The sequence below is a fragment of the uncultured Clostridium sp. genome, assembly GCF_963515715.1.
Lineage (GTDB): Bacteria > Bacillota > Clostridia > Clostridiales > Clostridiaceae > Clostridium_AW.
The window spans coordinates 1-26,709 of record NZ_CAUPZS010000041.1 but is presented as its reverse complement, the minus strand read 5'-3'; the positions used below and the strand labels follow the sequence as shown (position 1 = coordinate 26,709).

The window sequence follows — 26,709 nt, the reverse complement described above, 5'->3', positions numbered from 1 at the left end:
GATGCACTTCCAAATATGAGCCAAAAAAGCGGTATAGCATGTAAGGAACCTCTAGTAGCGGGCGCTCCTGGCCATGGATGTGGTCATCATCTTTTAGGGACAGCTTCTCTAGCAACCTGTATTGCAGTTAAGGAATACTTAAAAGAAACAGGTATGAAAGGAACTATAAAATTCTTTGGTTGCCCTGCTGAAGAAGGTGGCGCAGGCAAGGTATTTATGGTGCGAAGCGGTTACTTTGAAGGCGTAGATGTAGCAATGACATGGCACCCTGCCCCATACAATATGGTTTGGGAAGATAGTAGTTTAGCAAACAATCAAGCCTATTTCAATTTTAAGGGTGTAAGCTCTCATGCCGCAGCATCACCTCATTTAGGCCGCAGCGCATTAGATGCCGTAGAACTTATGAATGTAGGGGTTAACTATCTTAGAGAGCATATTATCCCCGATGCTAGAGTTCATTATGCTGTTACAAACACTGGGGGTATAGCTCCAAATATTGTACAAGCTGAAGCAACAGTACTTTATCTTATGAGAGCACCACAGGCAAGTCAAGTGAGGGATATTTATAACAGAGTTTGCAAAATCGCTCAAGGAGCTGCTCTCATGACGGAGACTGAGGTAGAAATTAACTTTGATACTGGTGTTTCTGAATTCAAACCAAATATTCCATTGACAAGGTTACTAGAAAAAAATCTAAAAGAGGTACTACCTGTATATGATCATAGTAACGAGGATATTTCTCTTGCTAAATCTATGATTAATACAATGCCTCCCATGGATGCTTTCTTGTCTAGGCTTGGAGATAAAAAACTTGCAGATTATATTAAGGAAACAGGTATCTGCAATGGATTTATCGAAGAGATAGGTGGACTTGGCAGCGGCTCTACAGATGTGGGAGACATTAGCTGGGTAGTACCTACAGCACAATTTACTACTTCCTGTGCAGCTTGCGGAACTCCTATGCACTCATGGCAATTTGTTGCTCAGGGAAAATCAAACTTAGCACATCAGGGTATGATTACTGCTGCTAAGACAATGGCATTATCCGCCCTTGATATTTTACAAAACCCACAAACATTAAAAGAAATTAAGGAATCTTTTGAAAAGGATTTAAATGAAGAAAAGTACATTTGTCCAATTCCAACAGAAGTTTTACCAGGATGCTAATTTTTATTTATACTTAAAATTAATATAAAATTTTAAAAGTAGGAGGGTTTATTATGGGAAAAGAACATTTAGCTATTGCTAACAGTAATATCATGCTACTTTTATGCGGTATTACTATTTTAATAGTTTTAATTCAACCTATTATATTTATGATAATAGCATGGAAAAGAGGAGAAGAGATCGGCTTAACTAGTGATGAAATGAAGAAAGCTACTAAAAGCAGTTCAGTATTTGCTATTATACCATCACTTCCTATCATTATTAGTTACTTGATGTTAGTACCTGCTCTCGGCAAATTTTTCCCATGGCTAAGACTTAGCGTAGTTGGCTCGGCAACTTATGAAACTATGGCTGCCAATATGGCTGCTGAAGCCTTTGGCTATGAAAATATCTTTACAGCGAGCTTTAAACCTGATGTATTTATCGCCATCGTAGCTGTAGTCAGTGTAGCTATTTTGGGCGGCAATATATTTAATGTTTTTTTCTTAAAAAAATATGACGCAAAAGTTAAGAGTATGAAATCATTAAATAGCGCTGTTGTTCCAATTATGACAACGGCGATGTTTCTTGGTATGTACGGGGTATTTTCCGCTCCTCATATAAGTAATGTTAAAAATCCACTATCTATAACAACCTTAATTATATCCGGTATCGCCTCTCTTATTTTTGGAAAGCTTTCAGAAAAATATAAATCACTTAAAGAGTTTTCCTTCTCTTTAAGTATTATCTCAGGAATGGCTTCCGCTTGCTTGCTAAATCTTTTTTTAAGATAATAACTTAGGGGGTTAATATAATGAAAACTAATACGAAAGATTTTTCAGCATTAATGCACAAAGTTGGAAGAATTACAGTAATATTAGCACTTACATGTTTTATTACGCTTCCTGTAGCTTTGGCATTATACTACAAAGTTAATATAGATATAGCTAAAGTTTCTGCTAATGCTGCACCACTGTTTATTACATTTGCTACAGTGGCAGTTTGTGAAAATCTCTCTTTTGCACCCATTATAGGCGCAGGAGGACTTTATCTTGCCTGTGTAACTGGAAATGTAAGTAATCTTAAAATTCCTGCCGCTTTAAATGCTATAGAGGTTGCTGGATGTGAGCCAGGAACTGAAAAAGGTGACGTATTATCCATAATCGCCATTGCTGCTTCATCAGTTGTAACAGTTATTATAGTTTTTTTAGGAATGCTATTCCTTGGTTCCTTAATAGAACCACTATTTAATAATCCATATATAAAACCAGCGTTTAATAATCTTATCCCCGCTTTATTTGGTTCAATCATGGCTCCATATATTATAAAAAATAAAAAAGAAAGTATTTTACCTATAATATTGCCAGTTATATTTTTGCTTATTATTTCAAGAGAAAAATATGCTACTATTCAAGGATATGTAATGCCTATATTCATATTAATTTCAATGGCATACTCTTATTGGTTAAATAAAGATTTATTTAAAAATACTAAAAACGCTAAAAATACTAGTCAAAATCTTTAAAAATGTATATAAATTAGGCTATTGGATATTTTCCAGTAGCCTTTTTTCTATTTCCATACTATTATTTATTAAAATTAACAATATTCTTATTATACCTAATTTTACTAATTAGATTTTATACTTTTATTAATTTTATTAGTTAAATACTGAACTTAACCTTATATAATGTATGTACACATAAAAATCTCCATGTTACACTTAAATCTAAAGCATTAATAGTAATAACTATTAATATTAATTAATTAGGAACTGTGGTAAAATCCCTTTTTATATTATAAAAAAAGAAAGGAATATAACGATGAAAAAAATCATTATCATCTTTACTGGCGGAACAATATCCATGACAGAAAATAAAACTACCCATGCAGCTGTACCTGAGCTCATGGGAGGTGACATTATAAAGCTCACACCTGGAATTGAAAAAATTGCAAACATCGATTTTTTTAATTATGGCATGCTTCCAGGGCCTCATATGACTCCTGAGAAAATGTTTGAATTATCAAGAATAATACAAGATAAAGTCACATGTGGTGGATATGATGGGGTTGTGGTTACTCATGGGACAGACTCCCTAGAGGAAACTGCCTACCTTGTGGATCTTACATATAAATACCCTAATCCAGTAGTTTTTATGGGTTCCATGAAAAACAGCTCACAATCTGGCTGGGACGGCCCTACTAACCTGATTGATGCAGTAAATACTGCTGCATCAGATGAAGCATGGAACAGAGGGGTTATGGTAGTTATGAATAATGAGGTACATGCTGCTTCACAGGTTACCAAGACCAATACACACACCCTTGACACTTTTAAAAGCATGGATTTCGGCCCTATTGGTTTTGTTGACAATAACAAGGTATATTTTTATTACAACTATACCAAGAGCCAATACATTCCCGCAGAAAAAATCAGTAGCCAAGTGGATATAATAAAATGCGGCTGTGGTATGGACGACCGCCTTATAAGATTTTGTGTAGATTCAGATACCCAAGGTATAGTTATTGAAGGAATGGGAAGAGGAAATATTCCTCCCAAAATGGTACAGGGTGTAGAGTATGCTCTAAGCAAAAACATTCCCGTAGTCCTAGTTTCAAGATGTCTTATGGGAAAGGTTCTTGATGATTATGGATATGAAGGCGCTGGAAGAGAACTTAGGGAAAAAGGCGTAATCTTAGGAGATAATCTTAATGGACATAAGGCAAGAATCAAACTTATGGTTGCCCTTGGATACACAAATAAAATGCATGAAATAAAAGATATATTCGAAAAAAACTATTATTGATGGCAAGGAGGAATATATGGATTCCACGAATTATAAAATTATAGAAACACTTGTAGAAGACGGTAGAATATCCATAAAGGAGCTTGCTCAAAAGGTATGTCTTAGTGCCCCTGCAGCAGCAGAAAGAATAAAAAGACTTGAGGAAGATGGCATTATAAAAGGTTATAAAGCCATTATTGATTATGAAAAGATAGGTCAAACTATCAATGTACTTATCAATTTAGACATGAATATTCAGCAAAATGAAAAGTTTATGGAATTCATCAAAAATGAAGATTCAATTATAGAGTGCCACCATGTCACAGGCCCCTACTGCAAGATTCTGAAAGCTAGAGTGTCCAATATCTCAGGCCTTGAAAATTTGATCGGCAAAATTCAGATGTTTGGGAATACAGAAACATTTATAGTCCTCTCTTCTACTATAAAAGACAATGTTAAGATTAACACTAAATAGTATATAAAAATGGTATATGCACTATATTAACATGCATAAAAAACCTTAGAAAAAAACAAGCAAGATTTTATATTTTCTTGCCTGTTTTTTTATATTACTTCATTAAATTTTATTCAATAAATATATACAATTGATGAATTTAAAATCTTTGAAATAAAATTAAAGATTTGCTGCTCTTACCTCTATAGCTTCACAACTATTATTTTTCTTTAACTTTCTAATCAATAAATAAGTCAAAATTCCACCTACAGCTATAAAAATAACAAAAGTTATTATTGTTCCCATCATTTGTTCTGCCGGCATATTTTTAAGTGATTGTGAACTCTCTGCTACAGCTTCACCACTATTTGAAGCGGTTAAAACTATTTTCAAGAAAATCATCTGTACTGAGTTAACTACTGCATGGCATAGCATGGATGAAAAAATAGAATTTGTTATTCTTACAAGATATACAAATATAAAACCTAAAACAAAGGTATATAGTAATCTTTGTAAATCATAGTGCATAATTGCAAAATATATGCCTGTGCATATAGCAGCTTTTCTTATACTACTATCATTATATCCAGATAAAACAATACCTCTAAAAGTTATTTCTTCTAATAGAGCTGGAATTATTCCTATAACAAATAAAGTAACCCATACAGATGAATTAGTAACGGGTTGACTAATAACCTGTCCAAAACTATTAGGCATTATAAAACTTGATAATCCAGACAGTCCCATAACAAGTGGTTGAAGTGTTATTCCTATAAGAATAATTAAAATCACATCTTTCAACTTGATTTTATTAAATCTCAATGTTTGCTTCGCTGGAAGCTTTGTAATCATAAAATATATAATTGCTGGAACTAAAAATATCATAATTTGTCCTATGACAGTAGATAAATATACAGAAAAATTATTCTTAGCCATTGCTATTCCAAGGGTTAATGAAAATACGACTCCCCATATTATAATAATAATTCCATAAAGATTTGACCTAGTTGTTTTTTTCATTGTAAGACTCCTCTCAATTTTTGCTAACTGTTCTTACTATTAATCTTTCTAATTACATTTTAGAAAAATCAAGAGAATCTTGCAAGTCCTGGTAGTAATCAAAAACAGTGACTTAAGTCACTGTTTTTAAAAATTAGGAAGGAATATAACAATGAAAACAGTTCACAGTGCAGGAACATAGGGCGTTTATAAAAATTTGCGTAAGCCTCAAATTGAATATAACATATAAAATATCCAAAGGAGGTCACATACTTTTATAAACACTCTATATAAATTTTGCTATGATATCTATAATATTTATTACATATTTTTATATGGTCAACAACTAATATCTTGTCCTTTATAGATCTCCTCTTCTCTACATTTCAGCACATAGGCAGGTGGTAAATTTAACATAACCTTCTTATTTTTTATATTATTAAAATAGTCTCTGAAAAAATTTATTTTTATTAAGGAATACTGAAAAGTAATAAATTCTCCATTGTTATCTAATATTTCTTTTGTAGTCTCCAATATTCTATTTGAAATATTTACAGGCAACACTGTAAAAGGGATACCCGATACAATATAATCTACCTGTTTCACATTATAATACTCCAGATATTTTTTTGCATTTTCAGCTCCATCATTTATTATCTTAACATTATTTTTATATCTATAAATATTTAAGAGATCTTCATAAAACTCTTTATTGTTTTCAAAAACAATTAATAGTGTATCTTCCTTCTTTCTTGCAATAAGTTTTTCTGTAAAAACACCAGTGCCAGGTCCATATTCTATAATACAATTACATCTTTCAAAGTCTATATCTTCTATCATTTTTTCTGCTAAATGTTTACTACTTGGTGCCACTGCTCCAATAAACTTAGGATTTTTAACAAATTCTTTTATAAATTCAAACATAATTAATATCCCCTCTAAATATGATTATTAAGAGTTATTCGTAGTACTACTACTCTAAAATTATTTATTAAAACAAAATCTCCTTACCCGTAGATAAGAAGATTTTATTTCAGAATTACACTCATATCTTTGTAGTTATTAGCTGAATCACCTTGCTCTATAGGTGGTTCAGTATTATTGAGTTAATTATCTACCTTAACTCTCAATAGCTTAGTGTTTTTATGTTTAATTTCCATAGTATAAGAGTATCATAAAATTTGTTGAATTTCCATATTTTTATATTTTTATATTTTATAAGTTTAATCGTAGTATAATTGAGTATGTTTACATATTAATTTGTAATGTCCTTTAAATGCTTTTAAATGCTTTTTTCTAAATACTTAGCTTCTATACTAACTATATTTTTATCTATTACAGAAGCTTTTATCTTCATTCCAATTGCTAAATTTGCAAAAGTTTTTATTTTGCCACCTGTTTTTTCTTCCCCTCCTTTCGTTTTATACTATATAATTACGATTACTTAAATTTTTTAGGTAACCCTAATGAAATATTTATTAATTTTTCGTCATTTTCCCAATAAAAACACTAAGACTTAGGATTTCCCTAGTTTTTTATCTTCATCTTTGTCTTTATTTTTGTTTTTATCTTTATTTTTATCTTTGTCTTTATCTTTAGTCTTATCCTTATTTTTCCCCTCATCTTTTTCTATGTATTTATCTTCTTTATTTGAATTCTTTTCTTTCTTCTCTTTTTTATCCTTACTGTTTTTCTTATCTTCTTTTACAGACTTCTCTTTATCAACTTTATTCTTATTACCGTTATTCTCTTTAACTTTTTCATTTTTTTCAACTTCATTTATAAGTTCTTTTACCTTTTTATCTTTTAATTCCTTTATTTCTTTCTTATCTTGTCTTTCATTCTCATCTTTTGTTTTTTTATAAATCTCCATCTTTCCTACTGAAATATGTTCTTTTTTTGCTTCATCTAACGTTTCTTTATCTGATTTTATTGTAACCACTTCAACCTGTTGCCCTCTCTCGTTAGATATCTCCTCTATTTTTTTCTTTCCTTCCATTAGAAGCTGGTCTAAATCTTCATTACTTTCACTATTACTTTTTAATTCTACTGAGGTTACCAACACATGGTTTGATTCATATTTTTTAATATATCCTTCCGCCTCTGCCATTTCTACAATCTTCTCTAAAGCCTCTGTCACTGAGTAGTTTTTTAAATTTTCAAGAGGAAGTTTCGAAGCTTCTTCATTGAGAGCTAAAATTTTTATTACACGATAATTTTTATTAATTTTCATTTCAACACTAGGATTTATATCTATAGCTAATAAAGCTACTGATCTATAATTTTCATTCCAAAAGCATAAAGCATATAGGGAAGTAACTGTAAAAACAAAAATAGCAGCTACTACCTTAGAGATACTTTTAATAGTAAAGTTTGACTTTCCAATAATGTCTCCCTCTTCAAAATATATTTCTATTCCTTCCTGTAATCCCTGGTTTTTCTTTACCCTTTTAAAAGTACAATCTTCATCCATTACAACTATACTATCATGACAAATTTCTATTATAGTGCCCTTGTATATCATTCAACTCCCTCCCTTCGCTATAAAAAATATACTCCTTTAATGTATCCAGGTCACTTTCTAAGATCAATACTATTGCTATAATAAACTTTCTACTCCTTTGTATAACTTTTTTTGATATACATAGTTCTCTCATCAAATCACTAGTTGGCAAGTTTTTAGTTTTTAAAAACTTTTCTTTTAAATGATCATTTTCAAATATGTATCTTCCAATACTTATAGCTATAATTCTAGTATCCTTATGTTTTGGTGCTTCCTTTATTAAATCCTCTAAAGAAATACCATATTCTTTCATATCTTCAATTAGGGTAGCAATATCAAATCTAGTTTCAATTCTCCCTTCAAAGCCATCCATAGCCATAACATTTTCATGATAATCATCATCCTCATCATCACATTTTAACTGACTAATATAAACTTCCTTTGGTCTTCTAGCTCTACTTCGAAGCTGGTCTATTAATCTACTCTTTATTACCACAGAAGCAAAGGTTAAAAAGTTACCTCTTTTTTCATCGTACTTTTCAATGGCCTCATTGAATGCTATTAACCCTATGCTAAAGTCGTCATTATTTTCTATTTCAACATATTGTCCTAATTGGCTGCTAATTACTTTTTTTATAAAAGGAATATACTCTTCAATTAGATCATTTTTATCCTCTTCGTTTCCCTTTTGTATATCCTTCACTCGTTCCTCTAATGTCCTTTTTCTCTTAAAAATATCGAGAAGCTTGGTCATCCCTACACCTCCTCTATATATATTACGATATTATATAAATTTTTCAGTACCCTCTTTGATTATTTATTCGTTTTAAAGCTAAATATATATATTATCATATTTTAAGTACCATCTTAAAGACATTAAATAGACCACATCTAATTAAGATGTGGTCTAAAAAACACAATATATTTACTTATAGTAACTTGGTACCATTCATCACCAACTCAAATTTAGCTCCTAAGAAATCCGCTGCCTTTCTGCACATCATCATACGATTTAAAAATATCTCAAAATACTCCATTAAAGAAGAAATAGTAATGTCAATTTTCATCTCCAATAAAACAATTCTTTTTTCACTATCAACTTTAACCTCTGCAGCTTCAACTGCATAGTTTACACGATCGTGAATATCAAAAGTAGCGAAATCTCTGTTTCTTACTCTGCTTCTTCTAACATCAGTTTTATCCGCTAATATCAATGCTGCTGACACCGTATTTACAGGCTGACCTGTACCCTCATCGTGGTTTCCAATAGCAGAAACTATGGTGGCGATTTCTTCAGGAGGCATTTCCATTCTAGTTAAAATATTAAAAGCTAATATAGCACCTGTTTGAGCATGATCAATTCTATTTACCATGTTGCCAATATCATGAATATACCCAGCTATTCTTCCAAGTTCTCTTTCCCTTTCGCTGTATCCTAAACTAGCCAATATGCTAACTGCAGTATAGGAAACCCTACCTGCATGAACAAAGGAATGCTCAGTATATCCCATGACTCCAAGTAATTCATCACCTTTTTGAATATAGGTTTGAAATTCTTTATTCTTTTTTATATCTTCAAAAGTTATATGTTTCATATATATCTCCTTATTAAGATTTATCTATAAATCTATCTGTTATCTGAATATACCATTTCATCATATTCTTTATAAAATATATCTAGTTCTCCAACATAATTATCCTTCCAAGGCTTATTTCTTCCGCAGTAATGGATGATAACACTATTTTCCCTTACCCACTCCGTATTTATTCTTTTATCAAAATTTTTAGGATTCATATTATATAATTTTAAATATCGCTCACTAAGGTTATAAATAAGAGAATCTATAATTTTAGTTTTTCCTCCATATAAGCCGCTTAAAACATCCTGGTCAGGAAGCAATAAAATATTTTTATTCTTTTCAATATAGTCAAAAACACTGCTTATATCTTGCTTCTCTCTAAGAAGTTTTAAATTCATCAGCATCACGCCCGAGTTAATGTAATGAGCGTCCTTCTCCATATCTAGACGAAACTCATTTAACTTTCGCATTCCCTCATAAACGTGAGAAGCGGCGATATAATAATTGTCTTCAAAGTCCATATAATAAAGTTCTTTAAGAGGATTAATAACAACTAAATCTGGATCTAGATATAAAATCCTATCTAAATCCTCTGGAAGAAATTGCGCTGCAAATATTCTAAAATACATTTCTCTCGGATAACGTTTAGTAACAGGCGCATCTTTTAACATTTCATCCGTAACTTTTACAGATATAACCTTACATCTTTTTTTATCTAAATATGATTCTATATTATTAAAATCCTCTTCTGTTAATTCTTTATGAGCAATATATACATTAAGATTCACATGGGGATTAGATTTTAATATAGAGTGAATCATAATAATCAATTGCTTAATATAATTAGAATCTAATGTAGCAAGAATGTTCATAAATGCTCCTTTCTTTTTATCCGATGACTAGCATCCGTAATACTCCCATCTTCTATAAGTGGGAGATAACGGATGCTACGTCCCTGGATAAGTTCTTCTAAGCTTCAGCTGGAGTAAGTATTCCTTTTAAGCAAACTCCATCTGAACCTAAGAATCACTTGATGTAATCTTCTCATAGAACATAAATATGTAAGACTGATTATAAAAAAGGTAGGTATCAATTTCCCCTTAAATGCTTGTCTAAAAGCTTAAAAGTTGATAACCCTGTTTTATTTACTTCTTAAATATATAAAATTTATTTATAAAAAAACTTCCTATTCCAGTAGTCATAGATGCAACTAAAGCAGATATATTAGCCCAAAGCACCTGAGATACCCCTAGAATATTCCTATTGGACATTATAGATAATATTATTGCATTTAACATAGCTGCTGTACCCATGACAGATGCAAATTTTAAATAAGAACCTTCACCTTTAAAGGTGTACTTTTTATTCCAATAGTATCCATTAATAGAATAAGCGATAAAGGATATTGCCTTAAATAAAATATTAATAGCCCCTTTATATATTCCAGTTATCTTCCAAAGAATATTTAATATCGTAAAATCTATAATTACATTGGAGCCACCTATTAATGCATACAATGTTAATTGTTTCATAATCATCACCTAAACAAATTATATACTAAAATTATCATTTATTCCAATTATAATTCTTTGCTATTATCTTTATATATTATACTATTTCGTTTTTGATTGATTCTACTACATTACTTTTTTTAACGCATGCTGAAGAAAAATAATAGGATAAGAAAATAGATACAATTATAAGCATAGTATACGTTAGAGTTATTCCTACTGGAAAAATAGGTATAAACTCAGCCAATGTAATTGGTGTTAATCTTAACATAAACCAACAAATAAATAATATTATTGGGATACTAACCATAATAGGTGTTACACCGAAGAATAAACCTTCTAGCATCAGTATCTTATTTAATCCCTTTGGTGTTAATCCTACTGATCTAAGTATAGCAAATTCTCTCTTACGTAATCTAAGATTATTTGAAATTGTAGAAAAAGCGTTAAAAATACCAATTAAACCAATCATGGAAGCTGTAGCAAGAACACTAGTGGCTATGGCTTTTTGAACCAATTCGTTATGATTTTTTTCTTCCAATAGACTCCATATCGTAAAATCTTCAGATCCAAGATAAGAACTGCAAATCTTAGTTAGTTCTTTCTTTGTGCTTGTACTAGCCTCATCACCAACCAACAAATCAATTGACATACGTCCGGATTCAAGTATACGATCCGCCATAAAATTGCTAACTAGTTTCTGATATGTTTTCATAGGAACTATACAAGCTACGTTGTATTTATATATTCCTAGTTCACCTGGAAAAACCTCTGTAACAGCTCCCACTTTAAAATTAAATTCATAATTTCCATTCATATCATTCTCTACTTTTTCATTTAAAACTAGCTCATTGCCTTCTTTTATATTTAATAATGGCATTTCTTGTCCAACTTTTGAATCCTTTGGTGTATGATATGTGCTGTCTAATAATATTCCTGTGGTTACACCATCTTGATAATACTTCTCAGAATCAACACCAATTTCTTCACAATACTTTTTAAATGATTCATCGCTTAATCCAACTAAATTTGCTATAATTCTATACTTTCCATTTTCATTCAATACAGCATATTTCATGGTGTTTATCCCATCAAATCCTCCAGATTTAGCAAAAACATCTGACTCCTGTTCTGATGTGACATAGGTTGCAGTACGTACCTCTCTTCTGATTACGCTATCCTTAACTTCAGCCAGCGAAAGAATTTTATTTATCATCTCATTACTTGGTTCATCAGTAATATTTAGATTAACCCTCATATCATATTTGGCTATTTCATCATACTTAGACTCAGCTAAATTGTACATAGATACAATGCTAATATACCCCACTATTAAGCTAAAACATATTGAAAGAGATAGTACAGCCGTGCGTAAACTTCTTTTGTTAGCTGAAAATTGTGATTTTGCTAGCTCACCTTCTGTACCAAATATTTTTTTAATTATTGGGTGGCTTTTTTGTTTTTTTAATTTTACTTTATTACTATTCTGACGTATTCCAACAATAGCTTGTACTTTCGCCACTTTTCTTGCTGGAATATAAGCTGATATTAAAACGGTAATCAATGAAATAATAATAGCAAAACCAACTACTACCCATGAGAAGGAAATATGTATTTTCATAAAACCTTCTGTAGCACTAAAAATTTCATTAATTTTAGAAGACACCATATAGCTAAATAAATATCCTATCATGATACTGATTGGTAATTGAATAATCCAGAGCAAAAACCCTTCATAGATAACAGAATGCCTAATTTGCTTTGGAGTTGCTCCTAAACTTTTTAGAATACCTAGTTGTTTAATCCTGCTATTAGCAGATAGTGAAAATGCATTATAGATAATAAGAATAAATGTTCCCATAACTAGTAAAGTCATTATTATTACCATTGCTATCACTACAATGATTTGAGTGTTTTCACCATTTTTATTGCTAATTCCATATAAAGTTAATAAACGTGTATTATACAAAACCCCATATTTCCCATATTCATCCTTAGCTAATCCCGTAGACTCAGCGATTTGAGGTAATGTCTCATATACTTTACGAGGGTTCACCAAACGTATATAAACTGTAAGTTCATCTTCAGGTTGAATTTGTGAATGCTCCAGGTATCCCATAGCAACATATCCGGGATATATAGTCAACCCTCCAGAAACATCTATTTCTCCAACTATGGTATAAGTCTTAGTCTCTATTGCCTTGAAAGTCTCGCCTGATTGTTTATAATCGTTGACTCTAATTATTTTATTACCCAACATACGATTACCTATAGGAAGAGTCAACTTATCACCAATTTTATAGGAAGGATTATCCAAGAAGAATAATTTTGATAAAACAATTTCTCCAGATTTCTGAGGAAATTTACCTTTCGTAAGATTATCTTTCAAGTCCATATCCGACCAATAATTTGCATCTGCATCTCTCATTAATAGATAGGGACGTTTTGTATTTGAAAGTTTAGCAGTAATCCACGTTCCTTTAACCATCGTGGTTTCAACCTCTGGGTTTTCTGTTACATATTTTAATTTATCACCTGATATAGCATCCCATAATTCCCCATGCCAATAACCTGCCTTTTCAATTGTTGTGGTTACTCTTCCTTTCCATACAGTATGTACAAATATACATAGTGAACATAGAAGTGCTGAAGCAATTGTAATAGCAATTATTATAGAAATTGTATGTCGCTTACTCTTTCTCAAATGATTATGCGTATATTCACTCATGATATTCATTATTTAATCACCTCATCTGATACAATTTTGCCATCATCTATTCTAATCATTCGATCTGCTGATAATGCAATTTTTTCGTCATGAGTAATCATTAAAATAGTCTGGTTATACTCTTTATTTGAAATCTTTAACATTTCAAGAATACTTTCAGAATTTTTTCTGTCAAGATTTCCAGTGGGCTCATCTGCTAGAATAATAGAAGGTCTATAAATTAATGAGCGACCTATAGCGACCCTCTGCTGCTGCCCACCTGAAAGCTGGTTTGGTAGATGATTAAGCCTTTCTTTTAAACCAAGCATTTCTACAATCTTATCAAATTCTTCTCTTTTAGGATTTTTGCCATCTAAAAGCATAGGTAATAATATATTTTTTTCAACAGTTATGGTAGGGATAAGATTGAAAAATTGATATATTAACCCTACTTTTCGTCGGCGAAATAAGGCTAACTTAGTTTCATTCATTGATGAAATATCAGTGTCATCGATATATATTTTTCCACTTGTAGTTTTATCCACTCCCCCTAACATATGCAGAAGTGTAGATTTTCCTGATCCACTTGATCCAATTATTGAAACAAATTCTCCTTTGTTTATTTTCAAATTTAAATTATTCAATGCAGTGACCTTCGTATCACCCATTCCATAAGTTTTTATAAGATTTTCAATCCTTAATATTTCCATAGTATTGTCCCCTTTCTTTATTAGCTCATACTTTCAAAGAATTAATGTATATTTCCGTATTTATACTACTTCGCAATATCACTTTTTTTGTAATAAATTATACAAAGTGCAGAAGTTATTATAAAAAACATTACTGCAATTATTATAGAGTGACTATTTATAACTATCTCCATATCATTTTTCACAGCTGACAGAGTAGGCATAGCTGGATAAGATAGAGGAAAATATGTATTATCTTTCCTAAGCCATTCTATAGCTAGAACTGCTATAGTCCCTATAATGCTATAAATCATTGGTACTATTGAATTTCTGCTTACGCTTGCTATAAGTATTCCTAAAGGTGCTATAGCAAATTGAAATAACATGGAGTAGCCGTATATTTTTATGTTTAATATTAAAAAGTCATTTGCTAAAGGTTCGTGAGCTATAATACTCCCTGTAATAAGAATTGTTATAAATTGCAACACATATACGAAAGCAATGCAGCCAAATACAGTTATTAATTTACATATAAAAATTTTAGTTTTACTTAATGGATATGAATATGCGGTATATTCAACCCTTTCTGCAAATTCTCTAGAATAAATATAAGAAGCTATCAAAGTAAAAACTATTAATCCTGCAATTAAGAATGTCATATTTTGTATATTTATCATATATCTATCCCACTTTAATATATCTCCTCTAATACTCATAAATATTTCCGCTATCAGCATGAGTAGTGGCTCAATTACTGCTCCTATTATTAATGCAAAAAGAATGGGGGATCTTTTTAACTTTAGAAATTCACAATAAACTCCATTATACATCGCTGTCTCCTCCTGTTAATCTTATGAAGTAATCCTCCAAATTGTCTACAGTTACATATATCTCATCGACTTTTACATCGCTTGATACTAAGGTTTTATTTATGTTCCACCCTTCACTTAACTTCTCATATACTCTTATTAACCCATCTTCCCATATTACATAGTCCTTTATTCCAAGCTTTTCTTCCAGTATAAATGAAGTTTTTTTATCATTGTCCACTTTCAATTGAATATAATGTCTATTCCTCTGTTGCAGTTCATCATAACTTATCTCTTCAAGAAGTCTTCCTTTGTGTATTATGCCTATTTTTGTAGCTAAAAGCTGCACTTCACTTAGAATATGGCTGGAGATAAGCATTGTTATTCCATACTGCTTATTTAAATTTATAATAAGTTCCCTTATCTCCTTTATTCCAATGGGGTCTAGTCCATTTGTTGGTTCATCTAATATTAAAAATTCAGGATGATGCAAAAGCGCCCTTGCAATTCCTAGCCTCTGTTTCATTCCTAATGAGAAATGTTTAACTTTTTTTCCTCTTATATTTTTAAGTCCAACCATTTCTAAAGCTTTATTTATACTATCCTTTCCTATAAAGCCCATCATTCTCCTATGTATCTCTAGATTTTCTTCCCCTGTAAGATTTAAATAAAAACCTGGATAATCTATTAAAGAGCCCATTCTTCCATAACGCTTCTCATCTAATACTTTGCTTCCAAATATCTCTATTTCCCCACTGGTAACCTTTGAAAGTCCCATAATCATTTTTATAGTTGTGGTTTTTCCTGCTCCATTTTTCCCGAGAAATCCATAAATGTCTCCCCTGGCTACATTTATATTTAAATTATCTACTACATTTACATTTTTGTAGGTTTTGGTTAAATCATAAGTTCTAAGTAATTGCTCCACAAAATCACCTCTCCTAAAATTTTCAAAATAAAAAGAACTATGCTATAAGTATAGAGCACAGTCCTTACACAACCTTTACATATTTCTTACATGTTTCTTAACTGGTAGGTAGAGTAAATATAAATTCAGTTTTTTTATAAGAAGTGCTTTTTACATTTATAGTTCCATTCTGCATTTCTATAAGCTTTTTAACTATAGTAAGTCCCAAGCCACTTCCTTGAAAACTTTTATTTCTAGACTTTTCTAGTGTATATAATCTTTCAAATATTGATGATAAGTCCTCCTTTGGTATCCCTTTACCTTCATCCCATACAGTTACTTCTACATTTTCTTTATTACATTTTAAATTAATGCCTATATTTTTTCCTTCATATCCATATTTAATTGCATTGGATATAAGATTATTTAAAATTCTCTCCACCGCTTCCTTATCTCCCATAGCATATACATCTTTAGTAGGTATATCTATCACAGGTTCTATTTCCTTATTATTAAAATCATTATAAAATAAAATTATATTTTGTCTTATAATTTCTGATAAATTAATTTTTTTAACATCAAGTTTAGTATCCTTTGAGTCCAGCTTAGATAACTGAAAAAATTCATTCATTAAATTTCTTAAATTATTCCCTTTGTTTTCAATTATGTATATGTATTCTTCCTTTTGTTCTTCACTTAAATTTTTATTATCCTTTATAAATTCTATATATCCCAATAGAGATGTAAGTGGTGTTCTCAAATCATGAGATATATTTGATATCATCTTTTTTCTTTCCTCTTCATATTCTTTGTTTAACCTCATTGTGTTTTGAAATTTATCTACTACATAATTTATATTTTCTATTAAATCATTTAGGTATTTATTCCCATTTTGCATTCTTACTCTTTGATTATAATTTCCTTCTCCAATATTTTTTATTATCTGAGAAATACTATATATCTTCTTATTTAAATTTATAATAATCATCACTAAAATTATTATTATACCTATCAATATTTTTTCACTCATTCTACATCACCTAATTTATACCCAATGCCCCATACGGTCAGTATATATTCAGGTTTATTTGGATTGTTTTCTATTTTATTTCTAAGCCTTCTTATATGAACCATTACAGTATTATCATCTCCCATATAGTCTTCATTCCATACACTTTCAAATATCTGCATCTTTGTAAATACTCTCTTGGGATTTGTAAAAAACAATTTTAGCAGTTCAAACTCTTTTGCAGTAAGTACTATCCTTTCTCCCTCTCTATAAGCACAATAATCATTAAAATCTAGGGTTATATTTCCTTTTTTAAGTGTACTTACTTCTTCCTGACTTTTGTGAAAACTAATATATCTTCTGAGGTTGGATTTTACTCTAGCTACTAACTCTCCTACAAAAAAAGGTTTTACTATGTAGTCATCAGCTCCAAATCTAAGGCCTATTATTCTGTCACACTCTTCTCCCTTAGCAGATAATATGATGATTGGAATTACACTTTCCTCTCTTATTTTTTTCATAATCTCCATACCATCCACATAAGGGAGCATTATATCTAAAATTGCAATACTGAAATCCATAGATTTATATTTTGCAAAGCCATCCATTCCATCAAAGGCTTGCACTACATTAAATCCCTCTTCAGTTAAGGCTGCTTTTATTAAATTGTTTATCTCCTTATCATCTTCAACCACTAATATATTTACATTACTGAAATCTTCCATAACATCACATCCTCATTTATATTATATCTATATGGCGATACTTATCAATATTACAAGGGGATAGTTATCAATAAATTTAGAGAGTAAAATGTGATTTTTCTTGTTAGCATGGGAAAGATTATTCTAGTTCAAATAAAAAAATGCGTTAGTATAAGAATGTTAATTCTATCTACAACGCATTTTATTGTATAGGTTTATAATGCTCTTTTTATTTTAATTTCATCTTCCAATTCCTTCTGCATCCCTACTGATGTATTACCTTTTAGATAAACAAACCAGTATACAGATCCCACAAATACCGCTCCACCAATTATATTTCCAAGGGTTACAGGTAATAAATTATTAAATATAAAAGTATTCCAATTCAAACTAGCTAATTTTTCTGGTGAAAGATGAGATGCAGCAGCCCAATTGGCATTTGATTTTGCTAATATCCCTGCAGGTATATAATACATATTAGCAATGCTATGCTCAAAACCTGATGTGATAAAAAGCCATATAGGAAAGAATATTCCAAATATTTTACCTATCATACTTTTTGTCCCATAGGCTAGCCATACCGCTAAGCAAACAAGCCAGTTTGCCATAATTCCTAAGAATATTGCAGGTACAAAAGATAAACTTGCTTTATAAGCAGCAATTTTAATAGTTTGTCCACCAAGGCTGTTGGCTCCACTATTAAATAATCCCGACTGTACCATCATAAAAGCTATTAATAAAGAGCCTATTAAATTTCCTATATATACAGTACACCAATTTTTTAGCATGTATCTCAATTTTATTTTCTTTTCTAAAACTCCCATGATAATCAATGTATTTCCTGTGAAAAGTTCGCCGCCTGCTAAAATAACCAGCATAAGTCCTGTGCCAAAAATTGAACCTGCTAAAGCTTTTCCTAATCCATAGGTCTCAGGTCTCTCAAACAAATTAAATGCCGCCATATTAGATCCTTCAGACGCAAATGCAATGAATGCCCCAGCTAAAATCCCTAAAATTAATTGATGAGAAAATGAAAGCTTTGACTTTTTTATTCCTGTTTCCACCGTTGCAGCAGCAATTTCTGCAGGTGTTAAGTAATCTTTCGTGTCCACTTTATAACCACCTCTTACTACTATATTTATTTTTTGAATAAATTTTAAATAAATTCTGAATAAATATTGTTATTACTTACATTATAAAGGTTCATTGTCTATAAAGCGTCTATAATTCTGAATATTCATTATATAAATAGTGATTTACCTTATTTCTTCATTATTAAATTCTAAAATTACTTCAGTATAGGACCCATATTCCGACTGAACATAAATATTATGGCCTATCTTTTTAATTACTTGCTGGCTTAAGTATAGTCCAATACCTGTGGAATTTAAATTCTCTCTTCCGTTAGTGCCAGTAAAGCCCTTCTGAAAAACTCTAGGAATATCCTCTATCTTTATTCCAACTCCGTCATCCCCAATTTTCAATAAATAACAAGAATTACCTTTGAATCCATTTATAGATATGGTTCCATTGTTATCTGTATACTTAAGGGAATTATTTATAATTTGCTCTATTATAAATGAAAGCCACTTTACATCTGAGAGAATACTTACCTTTTCTATGTTAACTTCAAGCTTTATTTTCTTAGATATAAAATACTTTGTATGCTTCTTTATGATATTAAAAACTATATCTTCTAAATCAATTTTTTCAATAAAAAAGTCTTTTTCAAAGTTATTTATTCTAGTGAGGTTGAGCATTTTATTAACTCCATCCTCTATTTTAAAAAGCTCTCTTGGTATAGAATCTATAAGTTCTGGATTTTTATTTACTTCATAGTTCTCGCACAAAAGCTTTATAACTGAAATTGGAGTTTTTATATCGTGCCCCCATACCGTAATTAGATCAAGATTTTCATTATACTCCTTTTCCTTTTCGTACATAAAATCATCTAACTTTTCATAGTATGCCTTTATAATCTTATAATAATATGCTTCCTCATTATTCTTATTAAAAAAATTCACTTCATTAAAATCTGAATTGCTCATGCCCTCTTCTATATTGCTTATGAATTTCTTTTTATGAAGGATGCTAGCGGATATATAAATAGTCATAAAAAATATTTGAAACACCCCTATATACCCTATGCTATCAATGGCTATAACTTTATTTGGAGATAAGTATATTACGGTTGCCATGATTAAAAACAATGCTAAATTATATATAAAAAAAGGTACTTTATCCTTTAATAATTTTAAAAACTTCATATTTATTCACCAATTAAGTATCCTTGCCCTCGTTTTGTCTCTATAAAATCTTCTAATCCTATGGTTTTAAGCTTTGCTCTTATTCTGTTAATATTAACCGTAAGTGTACTATCATCTACAAACCAAGATACATTCCATAGCCTCTCCATAAGCTTATCTCTTGAAATTACATGGCCTTTATTTTTCATAAGTTCATAAACAATTTTTATTTCATTGCTGGTAAGGGATATTGTATTATCATTATAGGTAATGCATGACTTTGACAAATCCAGTATAGCCCCTCTATGTGTCATTAGTGTAGAAGAGCTATCTGTAAATTTATATACCCTTCTTAAAAGTCCTTCAACTTTTGCAATTAAAACATCTAAGGAAAAAGGCTTTTGAATAAAATCATCCGCCCCTAAATTAATACCTGTAATTATATCCATATTTGAATTTCTTGAAGAGATAAATATAATAGGAATCTCTGAAATCTTCCTAATTTCCTCGCATATGTTGAAGCCATTTTTAACTGGCAAGTTTATATCTAATAATAATAAATGTGGAGAACAAAGATTAAACTTCCCTATTATATCATCAAAATTTTTATTAGGAACAGCCTCATACCCCCACTGGTCTATTCTTGAACATATTTGTTCCTTTAATCCCTCATCATCTTCAATTACCATAATTTTAAACATTTTTTCACCTCTTAAAATCCCATATAGTCATGTAGTTTAAATTCCCTATAAACATCTATAGCTGTCTATTCATAAAGATAATATACTTAGATTATAACAAATCTCTTTAATTAATATAACAATAAGTAATATAACAATTTTGTTAGATTTCTATGAAGTATTGTTATACTATTGAAAGGTAAGAAATACATATAGAATTTATAATAAGGGTATAAGACTTACAGGGAGGTAGTTACAAATGAGTAACGCATTAGTTGTTGAAAATATAAAAAAGACATATGGAAAAGGTGATACTAAAGTAGAAGCCTTAAAAGGTGTAAGCTTTACCATGAATAAAGGAGAATTCGTAGGAATAATGGGAGCCTCTGGTTCAGGAAAGACTACCCTTTTAAATATAATATCCACCATAGATAGCCAAACCTCAGGGAAAGTGCTTATCGATGGCAAGGAGGTTAATAAATTAAGCGATGAAAAAATGTGTGATTTTAGAAGAGAACATTTAGGCTTTGTATTTCAAGATAGTAATCTTTTAGATACCTTGACCATAAGAGAAAACATAATTCTTCCCCTATCTTTAAGTAATATAAAAGCTAAAATAATGAATAATGAAGCTGAAAAATTAGCCACTTTACTTGGAATTCATGAAACTTTAGATAAATATCCTTATGAAGTTTCAGGGGGTCAAAAACAAAGAGCCGCTGTATGTAGAGCTATGATAACCAACCCCTCATTAATTCTTGCAGATGAACCAACGGGCGCCCTAGATTCAAAGGCTGCAAGAGTACTTTTAGAAACCTTTAAGAAAGTTAACGAAGAAATGAATGCAACCTTAATGATGGTTACACACGATCCATTTAGTGCAAGCTACTGCAATAGAATTATATTTATTAAAGATGGGGTTATATTCTCAGAATTAAGAAAAGGTGGACGTAGAGAAGATTTCCACAAAAAAATTCTCGATACCTTGTCAATGGTGGGAGGTATATAAAATATGAGCATATATAAAATTTCATACAATAATATAAAAAGAAGCTTTAAAAACTATCTATTATATTTTATCTCCATACTATTTAGTGCTTTTATATTTTTCACCTTCAATTCCATTAGATATAACGAAGATATTTTAAAAGCTGCTGGCTCAATAACAAATGGATTAACAATATCCTCAGTGGTTGTATTATTCTTTGCCTTCATATTCATATACAATGCTAATACCTTTTTTAGGGAAAAAAGAAGGCAGGAAATAGGATTATATAATTTATTAGGCATAACAAAAAAGAAAATAGGATTAATTTTCATATATGAAGGCTTTATATTAGGACTACTAGGGGTAATTGGCGGCATATTTATAGGATTCATTTTTTCAAAGTTGCTTATGATGCTTCTAGTTAGATTAATGGGAATAGATATAATAATACACACAAACTTCAATCTTAAGGCTATTATAGAAACCTTCTTAGTGTTCTTTATAATAACAGCAATACTAGCCATAGAAAACTATAGGGTGATTAAAAAGATTCCTCTAGTTAGGTTATTTAAGAAAGAAAAAGAAGTTGATAGTTTAGATAAAATATCCGTAGTTAAAGGAATACTTGGAATACTTTTAATAGCTGTAGGTTATGGAATATCATTGAGCCCTAAGACCAACGTTGGAAGATTTGATCTTTTGATGCTTATATTAGTGATAGTTATAATAGGTACAAAACTATTCTATAAATCAGCTCTACCTTTGTTATTAAAAGGTTTAAAGAAATTCCAAAACTTTTACTTCAAAGGAAGCAATATGATTTCATTATCTGAAATAGCTTATAAGGTTAAAAGTAATGCAGACATATTAACCACGGTGACCATATTAATAGCAGTTTGTGTTACAGCCCTTGGTACAACTTCTTCTTTCTATTATAGTTTTCAACAAACCATGAAGAAGAATTACAAGTTTAGCAATATAATTGTGCAAAGTTCAGATGTTATAAGAAGTGAAGTAGATAATGTTCTAAAAGACTACAATGAAGAACTTTTATTTAATGATACCATTCAGTTCAAATTATTAGATGGTTCCTATGTTAATACATTTTTAAGTGCAGGTAAAAGCTCCCGTAGTGATACTACTTTAGAAGTATTATCTGAGAGCAACTATAAAAAACTTATGGATTATGAAAAAAGAGAATATGAACCTCTTAATAGTGAAAATGATGTGTATTTAATTGAAGATTCCACCATGACAGTATTATTTGAGACTAATCTAGATGAACCTTTAATTTTTTCACAAGGAGAAAGAAAATTTAATATAAAAAAATCCTACTCTGAAATGTTAACAAATGAGTCAATTAACGGAACCATCGTTGTAGTTAAAGACAGTGTATATTCCTCCTTAGATAAAATAGAAGGGGTAAAAGACTTAAGATGTATAGATGTTAAGGATAGAAAAAATTCCTTTGAGCTAAGTAAAAGTATAAGCAAAATAGCCAATGTTAATGAAGTAAGATTTTCTTCCTATGCATACACCTACAATAATGGGTATAAGCTTTTAGGAATGCTCTTCTTCATAGGAATTGTGCTATCAATATTGTTTATAATTGCAACGGGCAGTTTAATATTGTTCAAACAAATATCTAATATCTATGACAACAAAGAAAGATACGTTGCCATAAAAAAGATTGGCGCTAATAATAGTCACATAAAGAAAATTCTATTAAAACAAACTAGCATAATATTTTTACTCCCAGTATTATTAGGCACTACACATAATTTATTTGCCATGAGAATATTAAAATCATTGCTGGGTGATTCAATAATTATCCCAACTATAATTACACTTATTGTGTATTACTTAGCCTACGGAATGTTCTATTTAGGAACTGTAGCTTATAGTAAAACAATGATAATAAAAAGATAGATAACTTTTAGCTAAATCTACCTTCTGGGGTACAAGAAAAGGAGTCGCCCAATTAGGTGACTCCTTCTAGCTTGCATTTTTTACTCTTTGATTGTATATTCGGTAGTCAATATGATTTTCTCACCGTCATAAGAACAAGTAATATTTCCATTTATATCGGTCCGGTAAATTTCAGCGCCTAGGTTTTTGATTCTTTTTAGTACCGATTTTTTAGGCAGGTTTTTGGAGTTTTCTCCTGTTGAAATCACAGCATAACTTGCACCCACCGCTTTCAAGAAATCTTCTGTTGAAGAATTTGAGCTGCCATGATGAGGAATTTTTATGACATCCGCACTTAAATCTGCTGAAGATTTGACAAGATCTTTTTCGGCCTTTTTCTCAATGTCACCGCAAAACAGAACAGAAAATCTTTCATATTCCAGCTTAAGCACCATGGAATCGTTGTTTGTATCACCATACTCATCGAGCGGTGCAAGTACGGTAAGCGAAGCCGAACCTACGGTATAAACATCACCTACAGTTGCATAATTATTATTTAATCCGTATTTCTCAGCCGCTGCAATAAAGGATTCATACTCGTCAGTGCTTGGCAAAACATGCTCCGAAATCGGCGACTGCACGAGCTCATGGATCGAAAAATTTTCAATGATGGCTGACATACCACCTACATGATCTTTATCAGGATGCGAAAGGAAAACTGTCTTAATCTCTTTAACACCGAGCTCTTTTAGATTCGCACATACCTGATCAGCGGCATCCGCTGTGCCAGCATCTATTAGAACATATTCTCCATCACATTCTATCAGCATGGAATCCGCTTTGCCTACATCAAAAAAGTAAATATTGATTGGGTATTGGTTTTTAAGGTTTGTGTCGCTATTTACTGACGGAAGGGCCTTTCCACACCCGGTACAAAACAGCAACAAAGCGATTAGACTGACAACGATCAGCATAATTTCAATGATTTTTACTGATGAGCGTGCTGTTTTTTTTACGGTGTTTTTTTTCATATAGCCCTCCTTAAAGATAAAAAGCACACATCTTCCAACGATTAGTGCTTTATACTCTTAAACTTAAATATTAAATTCTATCCAATAGCCCTAAAACAAAATAAGCACACTGTGAAAGCGAGTTTCCTTATTCATATCATATCAAATTTTTTTATAAATAAAAATATATTTTTGTAATTCATTTAACTTATCATACAGTTTTTAAGGCTATAACTCTACATGATACTAGTAATGTCAATATTTCCAAGAAGCTCCTTATACCTAATTATTAAATTCCTCTAATAAATCTTTGATATAATTATATTTTTCTCTAAACTCTTCTTCTAGGATACTCATGGTAATCATATCATAGTATTTATTATTAAAAAAACATCCATCTCTTCGGATTCCTTCTCTTATAAAACCTATTTTTCCATATACATGAATTGCTCTTTGATTAAAAGGAAATACCTCTAATTCAATCCTATGCAAGTTAAGCATTGCAAATCCATAATCCAATGCCAAAATCATTGCTTCGCTGCCGTAACCTTTACTGAAATCTTCTTTTCTATTTACTAAAATTCGTATATTAGCACTTCTATTATTCCTGAAGATATCATTAATAACAACTTCACCTACTATTTTATTAGACTCTTTTGAGAATATTAAAAAATCAATTCTACTTCTATCTTCAGATATATCTTCTAAATATCTTTCAATATCTGATTTACTAAATACTTGTTGAGTGCCTGTAAATACTGTTGTCTCTATGCTACAATTGCTTAGATTTTCCCAATATTGTTCAAGGTATTCTTTATCTAATTTTTTTAAATAAACAAAATCTCCCTTTAACTCTAAAAAATTTCTCATATCCATCCTCATATCTCATCCTCCTTAAATCCATCCATGCATCCAAATATAGAAATTAAGTCTCTTACTTCTGAATATACTATTTTTTGACACATCATTATTATATAATGTATCAAAGGAGTCTATCAATTTCATTTATGATTCTGCATTAATCTTGTTCATAATTCAAGAAAAGACTCTCACAATAGTGAGAGTCCTTAAACCCTTGCAAATACTCTTTATACTACTGGCTTATACTAGTTTTTGTCCACAATTAGGACAGAAGTTTGCATCTCCAGTTTTTTGACCACAATTAGGGCAGAAATTAGGTTTTGCACTCTTCTCGGCAGCAGTATTATTATTATTATTTTGCGCTGGTGTGCTTTGATTTTGCTCCATATTTTTCATCATCTGATTTGCTACATTCATTCCCATCATCATACTAGCCATATCAGAAGCAACACCTCCACCCTTAACATTACCAGAGGACATGGCATCAGTCATAGATACCTGCTGGTATTTATTCAAATCTCCAATCATGCTGTGAGAAGCGTTCTTATTAATCATATCTTGGATTTCTTCTGGATAGCTAAAGCTCATAACGTTAAAACCTGTTATCGTCATTCCGCTATTCATAATCTCCATATCAAGGTCTTCTCTAATTCCTTTTGAGATATCAAATGCATTCCCTTGAAGGTTGAACATGTCCTTCCCTTCTTTAGATATCCATTTCATTAAAAGCTGATCAAGAATAGAAGTAATTCTTAACTTAACATCCTCCACAAGATAGATATTTTTTACCCCTGCAATTTTATCAATCAAAGCAATATAATCATTGACTTTAAAATTAAATGTACCATTGGCGCGGATAGGCATGCCACCAGGAAGTTGAGGGGTCGGAATATTAATAGCATTTTTCGTACCCCATTTTACTGTAAATTCCTTTGTATTAACAAATAATACTTCCGCCCTCATGCCACTGTTAAAGCCAAACTTAAAACCTTTTAATGTGGATAGGAAAGGTATAATCTCAGATTCTATATCATAATCTCCCTCATCTTTAAATATACCTTCTATTTTACCATTATTTAAAAATATAGCATCTTGACCAGGTCGGATAATCAGTTTACTTCCTTTTTTAATCTCACTATTGTTCCACTTCCAAAAGATCATATCATCTCTGAACTCTTCCCATTCAACTACATTAGCAAATTGTTTTTTAAA

26 protein-coding genes are annotated in these 26,709 nt (G+C 30.8%); 7 read left to right on the top strand and 19 right to left on the bottom strand.

Annotated elements, in window-relative coordinates; all coding sequences use genetic code 11:
* The 5 genes from RYO54_RS19020 to RYO54_RS19000 all read left to right on the top strand — a co-directional run.
* A partial coding sequence (locus tag RYO54_RS19020) for an amidohydrolase (RefSeq protein WP_315122221.1) occupies positions 1-1,167 on the top strand: 1,167 nt, incomplete at its 5' end.
* 53 nt (positions 1,168-1,220) lie between these two features.
* Positions 1,221-1,940: a DUF5058 family protein gene (locus RYO54_RS19015; RefSeq protein ID WP_315122219.1), complete on the top strand. Its 720-nt coding sequence runs from the start codon at positions 1,221-1,223 to the stop codon at positions 1,938-1,940.
* Between the two features lie 20 nt (positions 1,941-1,960).
* Positions 1,961-2,671: a hypothetical protein gene (locus RYO54_RS19010; protein ID WP_315122217.1), complete on the top strand. Its 711-nt coding sequence runs from the start codon at positions 1,961-1,963 to the stop codon at positions 2,669-2,671.
* A 298-nt stretch (positions 2,672-2,969) separates the two neighbouring features.
* Positions 2,970-3,953: an asparaginase gene (locus tag RYO54_RS19005; protein WP_315122215.1), complete on the top strand. Its 984-nt coding sequence runs from the start codon at positions 2,970-2,972 to the stop codon at positions 3,951-3,953.
* Positions 3,954-3,969: 16 nt separating this feature from the next.
* Complete coding sequence (locus RYO54_RS19000) at positions 3,970-4,407, top strand: Lrp/AsnC family transcriptional regulator (protein ID WP_315122213.1); 438 nt, start codon at positions 3,970-3,972, stop codon at positions 4,405-4,407.
* A 159-nt stretch (positions 4,408-4,566) separates the two neighbouring features.
* On the opposite strand, the gene RYO54_RS18995 is transcribed toward RYO54_RS19000, so the two are convergent.
* The 16 genes from RYO54_RS18995 to RYO54_RS18920 form a co-directional block, all read right to left on the bottom strand.
* Positions 4,567-5,406, bottom strand: a complete 840-nt coding sequence (locus tag RYO54_RS18995) for a type II CAAX endopeptidase family protein (protein WP_315122211.1) — start codon at positions 5,404-5,406, stop codon at positions 4,567-4,569.
* Positions 5,407-5,724: 318 nt separating this feature from the next.
* A complete protein-coding gene (locus RYO54_RS18990; RefSeq protein WP_315122209.1) occupies positions 5,725-6,309 on the bottom strand; it encodes an rRNA adenine N-6-methyltransferase family protein in 585 nt (194 codons plus the stop codon).
* A gap of 592 nt (positions 6,310-6,901) precedes the next feature.
* Positions 6,902-7,909, bottom strand: a complete 1,008-nt coding sequence (locus tag RYO54_RS18985; RefSeq protein ID WP_315122207.1) for an anti-sigma factor domain-containing protein — start codon at positions 7,907-7,909, stop codon at positions 6,902-6,904.
* On the bottom strand, positions 7,872-8,642 hold the full coding sequence (gene sigI / locus RYO54_RS18980; protein WP_315122206.1) for an RNA polymerase sigma-I factor: 771 nt from the start codon (positions 8,640-8,642) through the stop codon (positions 7,872-7,874). Before sigI ends, RYO54_RS18985 begins: the two co-directional genes overlap by 38 nt.
* A gap of 175 nt (positions 8,643-8,817) precedes the next feature.
* On the bottom strand, positions 8,818-9,483 hold the full coding sequence (locus RYO54_RS18975; RefSeq protein WP_315122202.1) for an HD domain-containing protein: 666 nt from the start codon (positions 9,481-9,483) through the stop codon (positions 8,818-8,820).
* Positions 9,484-9,515: 32 nt separating this feature from the next.
* The gene (locus tag RYO54_RS18970) at positions 9,516-10,340 is read right to left on the bottom strand and encodes a glycosyltransferase family 8 protein (protein ID WP_315122200.1); all 825 of its coding nucleotides are present in this window, start codon (positions 10,338-10,340) and stop codon (positions 9,516-9,518) included.
* A gap of 273 nt (positions 10,341-10,613) precedes the next feature.
* Positions 10,614-11,000 carry a GtrA family protein gene (locus RYO54_RS18965; protein WP_315122198.1) on the bottom strand — a complete coding sequence of 129 codons (387 nt, stop codon included), beginning with the start codon at positions 10,998-11,000 and terminating at the stop codon, positions 10,614-10,616.
* Positions 11,001-11,076: 76 nt separating this feature from the next.
* On the bottom strand, positions 11,077-13,707 hold the full coding sequence (locus RYO54_RS18960) for an ABC transporter permease (RefSeq protein WP_315122196.1): 2,631 nt from the start codon (positions 13,705-13,707) through the stop codon (positions 11,077-11,079).
* An 8-nt stretch (positions 13,708-13,715) separates the two neighbouring features.
* Positions 13,716-14,396, bottom strand: a complete 681-nt coding sequence (locus RYO54_RS18955) for an ABC transporter ATP-binding protein (protein WP_315122195.1) — start codon at positions 14,394-14,396, stop codon at positions 13,716-13,718.
* Positions 14,397-14,461: 65 nt separating this feature from the next.
* Positions 14,462-15,205 carry an ABC transporter permease gene (locus tag RYO54_RS18950; RefSeq protein ID WP_315122193.1) on the bottom strand — a complete coding sequence of 248 codons (744 nt, stop codon included), beginning with the start codon at positions 15,203-15,205 and terminating at the stop codon, positions 14,462-14,464.
* Positions 15,198-16,112: an ABC transporter ATP-binding protein gene (locus RYO54_RS18945; RefSeq protein ID WP_315122191.1), complete on the bottom strand. Its 915-nt coding sequence runs from the start codon at positions 16,110-16,112 to the stop codon at positions 15,198-15,200. The genes RYO54_RS18950 and RYO54_RS18945 overlap by 8 nt, the downstream gene beginning before the upstream one ends.
* 97 nt (positions 16,113-16,209) lie before the next feature.
* The gene (locus RYO54_RS18940; protein ID WP_315122189.1) at positions 16,210-17,121 is read right to left on the bottom strand and encodes a HAMP domain-containing sensor histidine kinase; all 912 of its coding nucleotides are present in this window, start codon (positions 17,119-17,121) and stop codon (positions 16,210-16,212) included.
* The gene (locus tag RYO54_RS18935) at positions 17,118-17,825 is read right to left on the bottom strand and encodes a response regulator transcription factor (RefSeq protein WP_315122187.1); all 708 of its coding nucleotides are present in this window, start codon (positions 17,823-17,825) and stop codon (positions 17,118-17,120) included. Before RYO54_RS18935 ends, RYO54_RS18940 begins: the two co-directional genes overlap by 4 nt.
* 194 nt (positions 17,826-18,019) lie before the next feature.
* Positions 18,020-18,916: a formate/nitrite transporter family protein gene (locus RYO54_RS18930; RefSeq protein WP_315122185.1), complete on the bottom strand. Its 897-nt coding sequence runs from the start codon at positions 18,914-18,916 to the stop codon at positions 18,020-18,022.
* Positions 18,917-19,060: 144 nt separating this feature from the next.
* Entirely contained in the window at positions 19,061-20,071 is a 1,011-nt protein-coding gene (locus RYO54_RS18925; RefSeq protein ID WP_315122183.1) for an ATP-binding protein, read from the bottom strand.
* A gap of 2 nt (positions 20,072-20,073) precedes the next feature.
* On the bottom strand, positions 20,074-20,751 hold the full coding sequence (locus RYO54_RS18920; protein ID WP_315122181.1) for a response regulator transcription factor: 678 nt from the start codon (positions 20,749-20,751) through the stop codon (positions 20,074-20,076).
* A gap of 238 nt (positions 20,752-20,989) precedes the next feature.
* Here RYO54_RS18920 and RYO54_RS18915 point away from each other — a divergent pair, with 238 nt between their 5' ends.
* Positions 20,990-21,739 carry an ABC transporter ATP-binding protein gene (locus tag RYO54_RS18915; protein WP_315122179.1) on the top strand — a complete coding sequence of 250 codons (750 nt, stop codon included), beginning with the start codon at positions 20,990-20,992 and terminating at the stop codon, positions 21,737-21,739.
* Between the two features lie 3 nt (positions 21,740-21,742).
* Positions 21,743-23,647 carry an FtsX-like permease family protein gene (locus RYO54_RS18910; protein ID WP_315122177.1) on the top strand — a complete coding sequence of 635 codons (1,905 nt, stop codon included), beginning with the start codon at positions 21,743-21,745 and terminating at the stop codon, positions 23,645-23,647.
* A gap of 80 nt (positions 23,648-23,727) precedes the next feature.
* On the opposite strand, the gene RYO54_RS18905 is transcribed toward RYO54_RS18910, so the two are convergent.
* From RYO54_RS18905 to RYO54_RS18895, 3 genes are all read right to left on the bottom strand, one after another.
* Positions 23,728-24,657: a ComEC/Rec2 family competence protein gene (locus RYO54_RS18905; protein ID WP_315122175.1), complete on the bottom strand. Its 930-nt coding sequence runs from the start codon at positions 24,655-24,657 to the stop codon at positions 23,728-23,730.
* 261 nt (positions 24,658-24,918) lie between these two features.
* Positions 24,919-25,518, bottom strand: a complete 600-nt coding sequence (locus RYO54_RS18900; protein WP_315122174.1) for a GNAT family protein — start codon at positions 25,516-25,518, stop codon at positions 24,919-24,921.
* 219 nt (positions 25,519-25,737) lie between these two features.
* The coding region (locus RYO54_RS18895; protein ID WP_315122172.1) for an SPFH domain-containing protein at positions 25,738-26,709 on the bottom strand (972 nt) is incomplete at its 5' end.

Excerpts from the sequence above, each read along its gene's own strand:
- RYO54_RS19015 (WP_315122219.1), top strand. The coding sequence starts at position 1,221 with ATGGGAAAAGAACATTTAGCTATTGCTAACAGTAATATCATGCTACTT.
- RYO54_RS19010 (WP_315122217.1), top strand. The coding sequence starts at position 1,961 with ATGAAAACTAATACGAAAGATTTTTCAGCATTAATGCACAAAGTTGGA.
- RYO54_RS19005 (WP_315122215.1), top strand. The coding sequence starts at position 2,970 with ATGAAAAAAATCATTATCATCTTTACTGGCGGAACAATATCCATGACA.
- RYO54_RS19000 (WP_315122213.1), top strand. The coding sequence starts at position 3,970 with ATGGATTCCACGAATTATAAAATTATAGAAACACTTGTAGAAGACGGT.
- RYO54_RS18995 (WP_315122211.1), bottom strand. The coding sequence starts at position 5,406 with ATGAAAAAAACAACTAGGTCAAATCTTTATGGAATTATTATTATAATA.
- RYO54_RS18990 (WP_315122209.1), bottom strand. The coding sequence starts at position 6,309 with ATGTTTGAATTTATAAAAGAATTTGTTAAAAATCCTAAGTTTATTGGA.
- RYO54_RS18985 (WP_315122207.1), bottom strand. The coding sequence starts at position 7,909 with ATGATATACAAGGGCACTATAATAGAAATTTGTCATGATAGTATAGTT.
- sigI (WP_315122206.1), bottom strand. The coding sequence starts at position 8,642 with ATGACCAAGCTTCTCGATATTTTTAAGAGAAAAAGGACATTAGAGGAA.
- RYO54_RS18975 (WP_315122202.1), bottom strand. The coding sequence starts at position 9,483 with ATGAAACATATAACTTTTGAAGATATAAAAAAGAATAAAGAATTTCAA.
- RYO54_RS18970 (WP_315122200.1), bottom strand. The coding sequence starts at position 10,340 with ATGAACATTCTTGCTACATTAGATTCTAATTATATTAAGCAATTGATT.
- RYO54_RS18965 (WP_315122198.1), bottom strand. The coding sequence starts at position 11,000 with ATGAAACAATTAACATTGTATGCATTAATAGGTGGCTCCAATGTAATT.
- RYO54_RS18960 (WP_315122196.1), bottom strand. The coding sequence starts at position 13,707 with ATGAGTGAATATACGCATAATCATTTGAGAAAGAGTAAGCGACATACA.
- RYO54_RS18955 (WP_315122195.1), bottom strand. The coding sequence starts at position 14,396 with ATGGAAATATTAAGGATTGAAAATCTTATAAAAACTTATGGAATGGGT.
- RYO54_RS18950 (WP_315122193.1), bottom strand. The coding sequence starts at position 15,205 with ATGTATAATGGAGTTTATTGTGAATTTCTAAAGTTAAAAAGATCCCCC.
- RYO54_RS18940 (WP_315122189.1), bottom strand. The coding sequence starts at position 17,121 with ATGAGTGAAAAAATATTGATAGGTATAATAATAATTTTAGTGATGATT.
- RYO54_RS18935 (WP_315122187.1), bottom strand. The coding sequence starts at position 17,825 with ATGGAAGATTTCAGTAATGTAAATATATTAGTGGTTGAAGATGATAAG.
- RYO54_RS18925 (WP_315122183.1), bottom strand. The coding sequence starts at position 20,071 with ATGAAGTTTTTAAAATTATTAAAGGATAAAGTACCTTTTTTTATATAT.
- RYO54_RS18920 (WP_315122181.1), bottom strand. The coding sequence starts at position 20,751 with ATGTTTAAAATTATGGTAATTGAAGATGATGAGGGATTAAAGGAACAA.
- RYO54_RS18915 (WP_315122179.1), top strand. The coding sequence starts at position 20,990 with ATGAGTAACGCATTAGTTGTTGAAAATATAAAAAAGACATATGGAAAA.
- RYO54_RS18910 (WP_315122177.1), top strand. The coding sequence starts at position 21,743 with ATGAGCATATATAAAATTTCATACAATAATATAAAAAGAAGCTTTAAA.
- RYO54_RS18905 (WP_315122175.1), bottom strand. The coding sequence starts at position 24,657 with ATGAAAAAAAACACCGTAAAAAAAACAGCACGCTCATCAGTAAAAATC.
- RYO54_RS18900 (WP_315122174.1), bottom strand. The coding sequence starts at position 25,518 with ATGAGGATGGATATGAGAAATTTTTTAGAGTTAAAGGGAGATTTTGTT.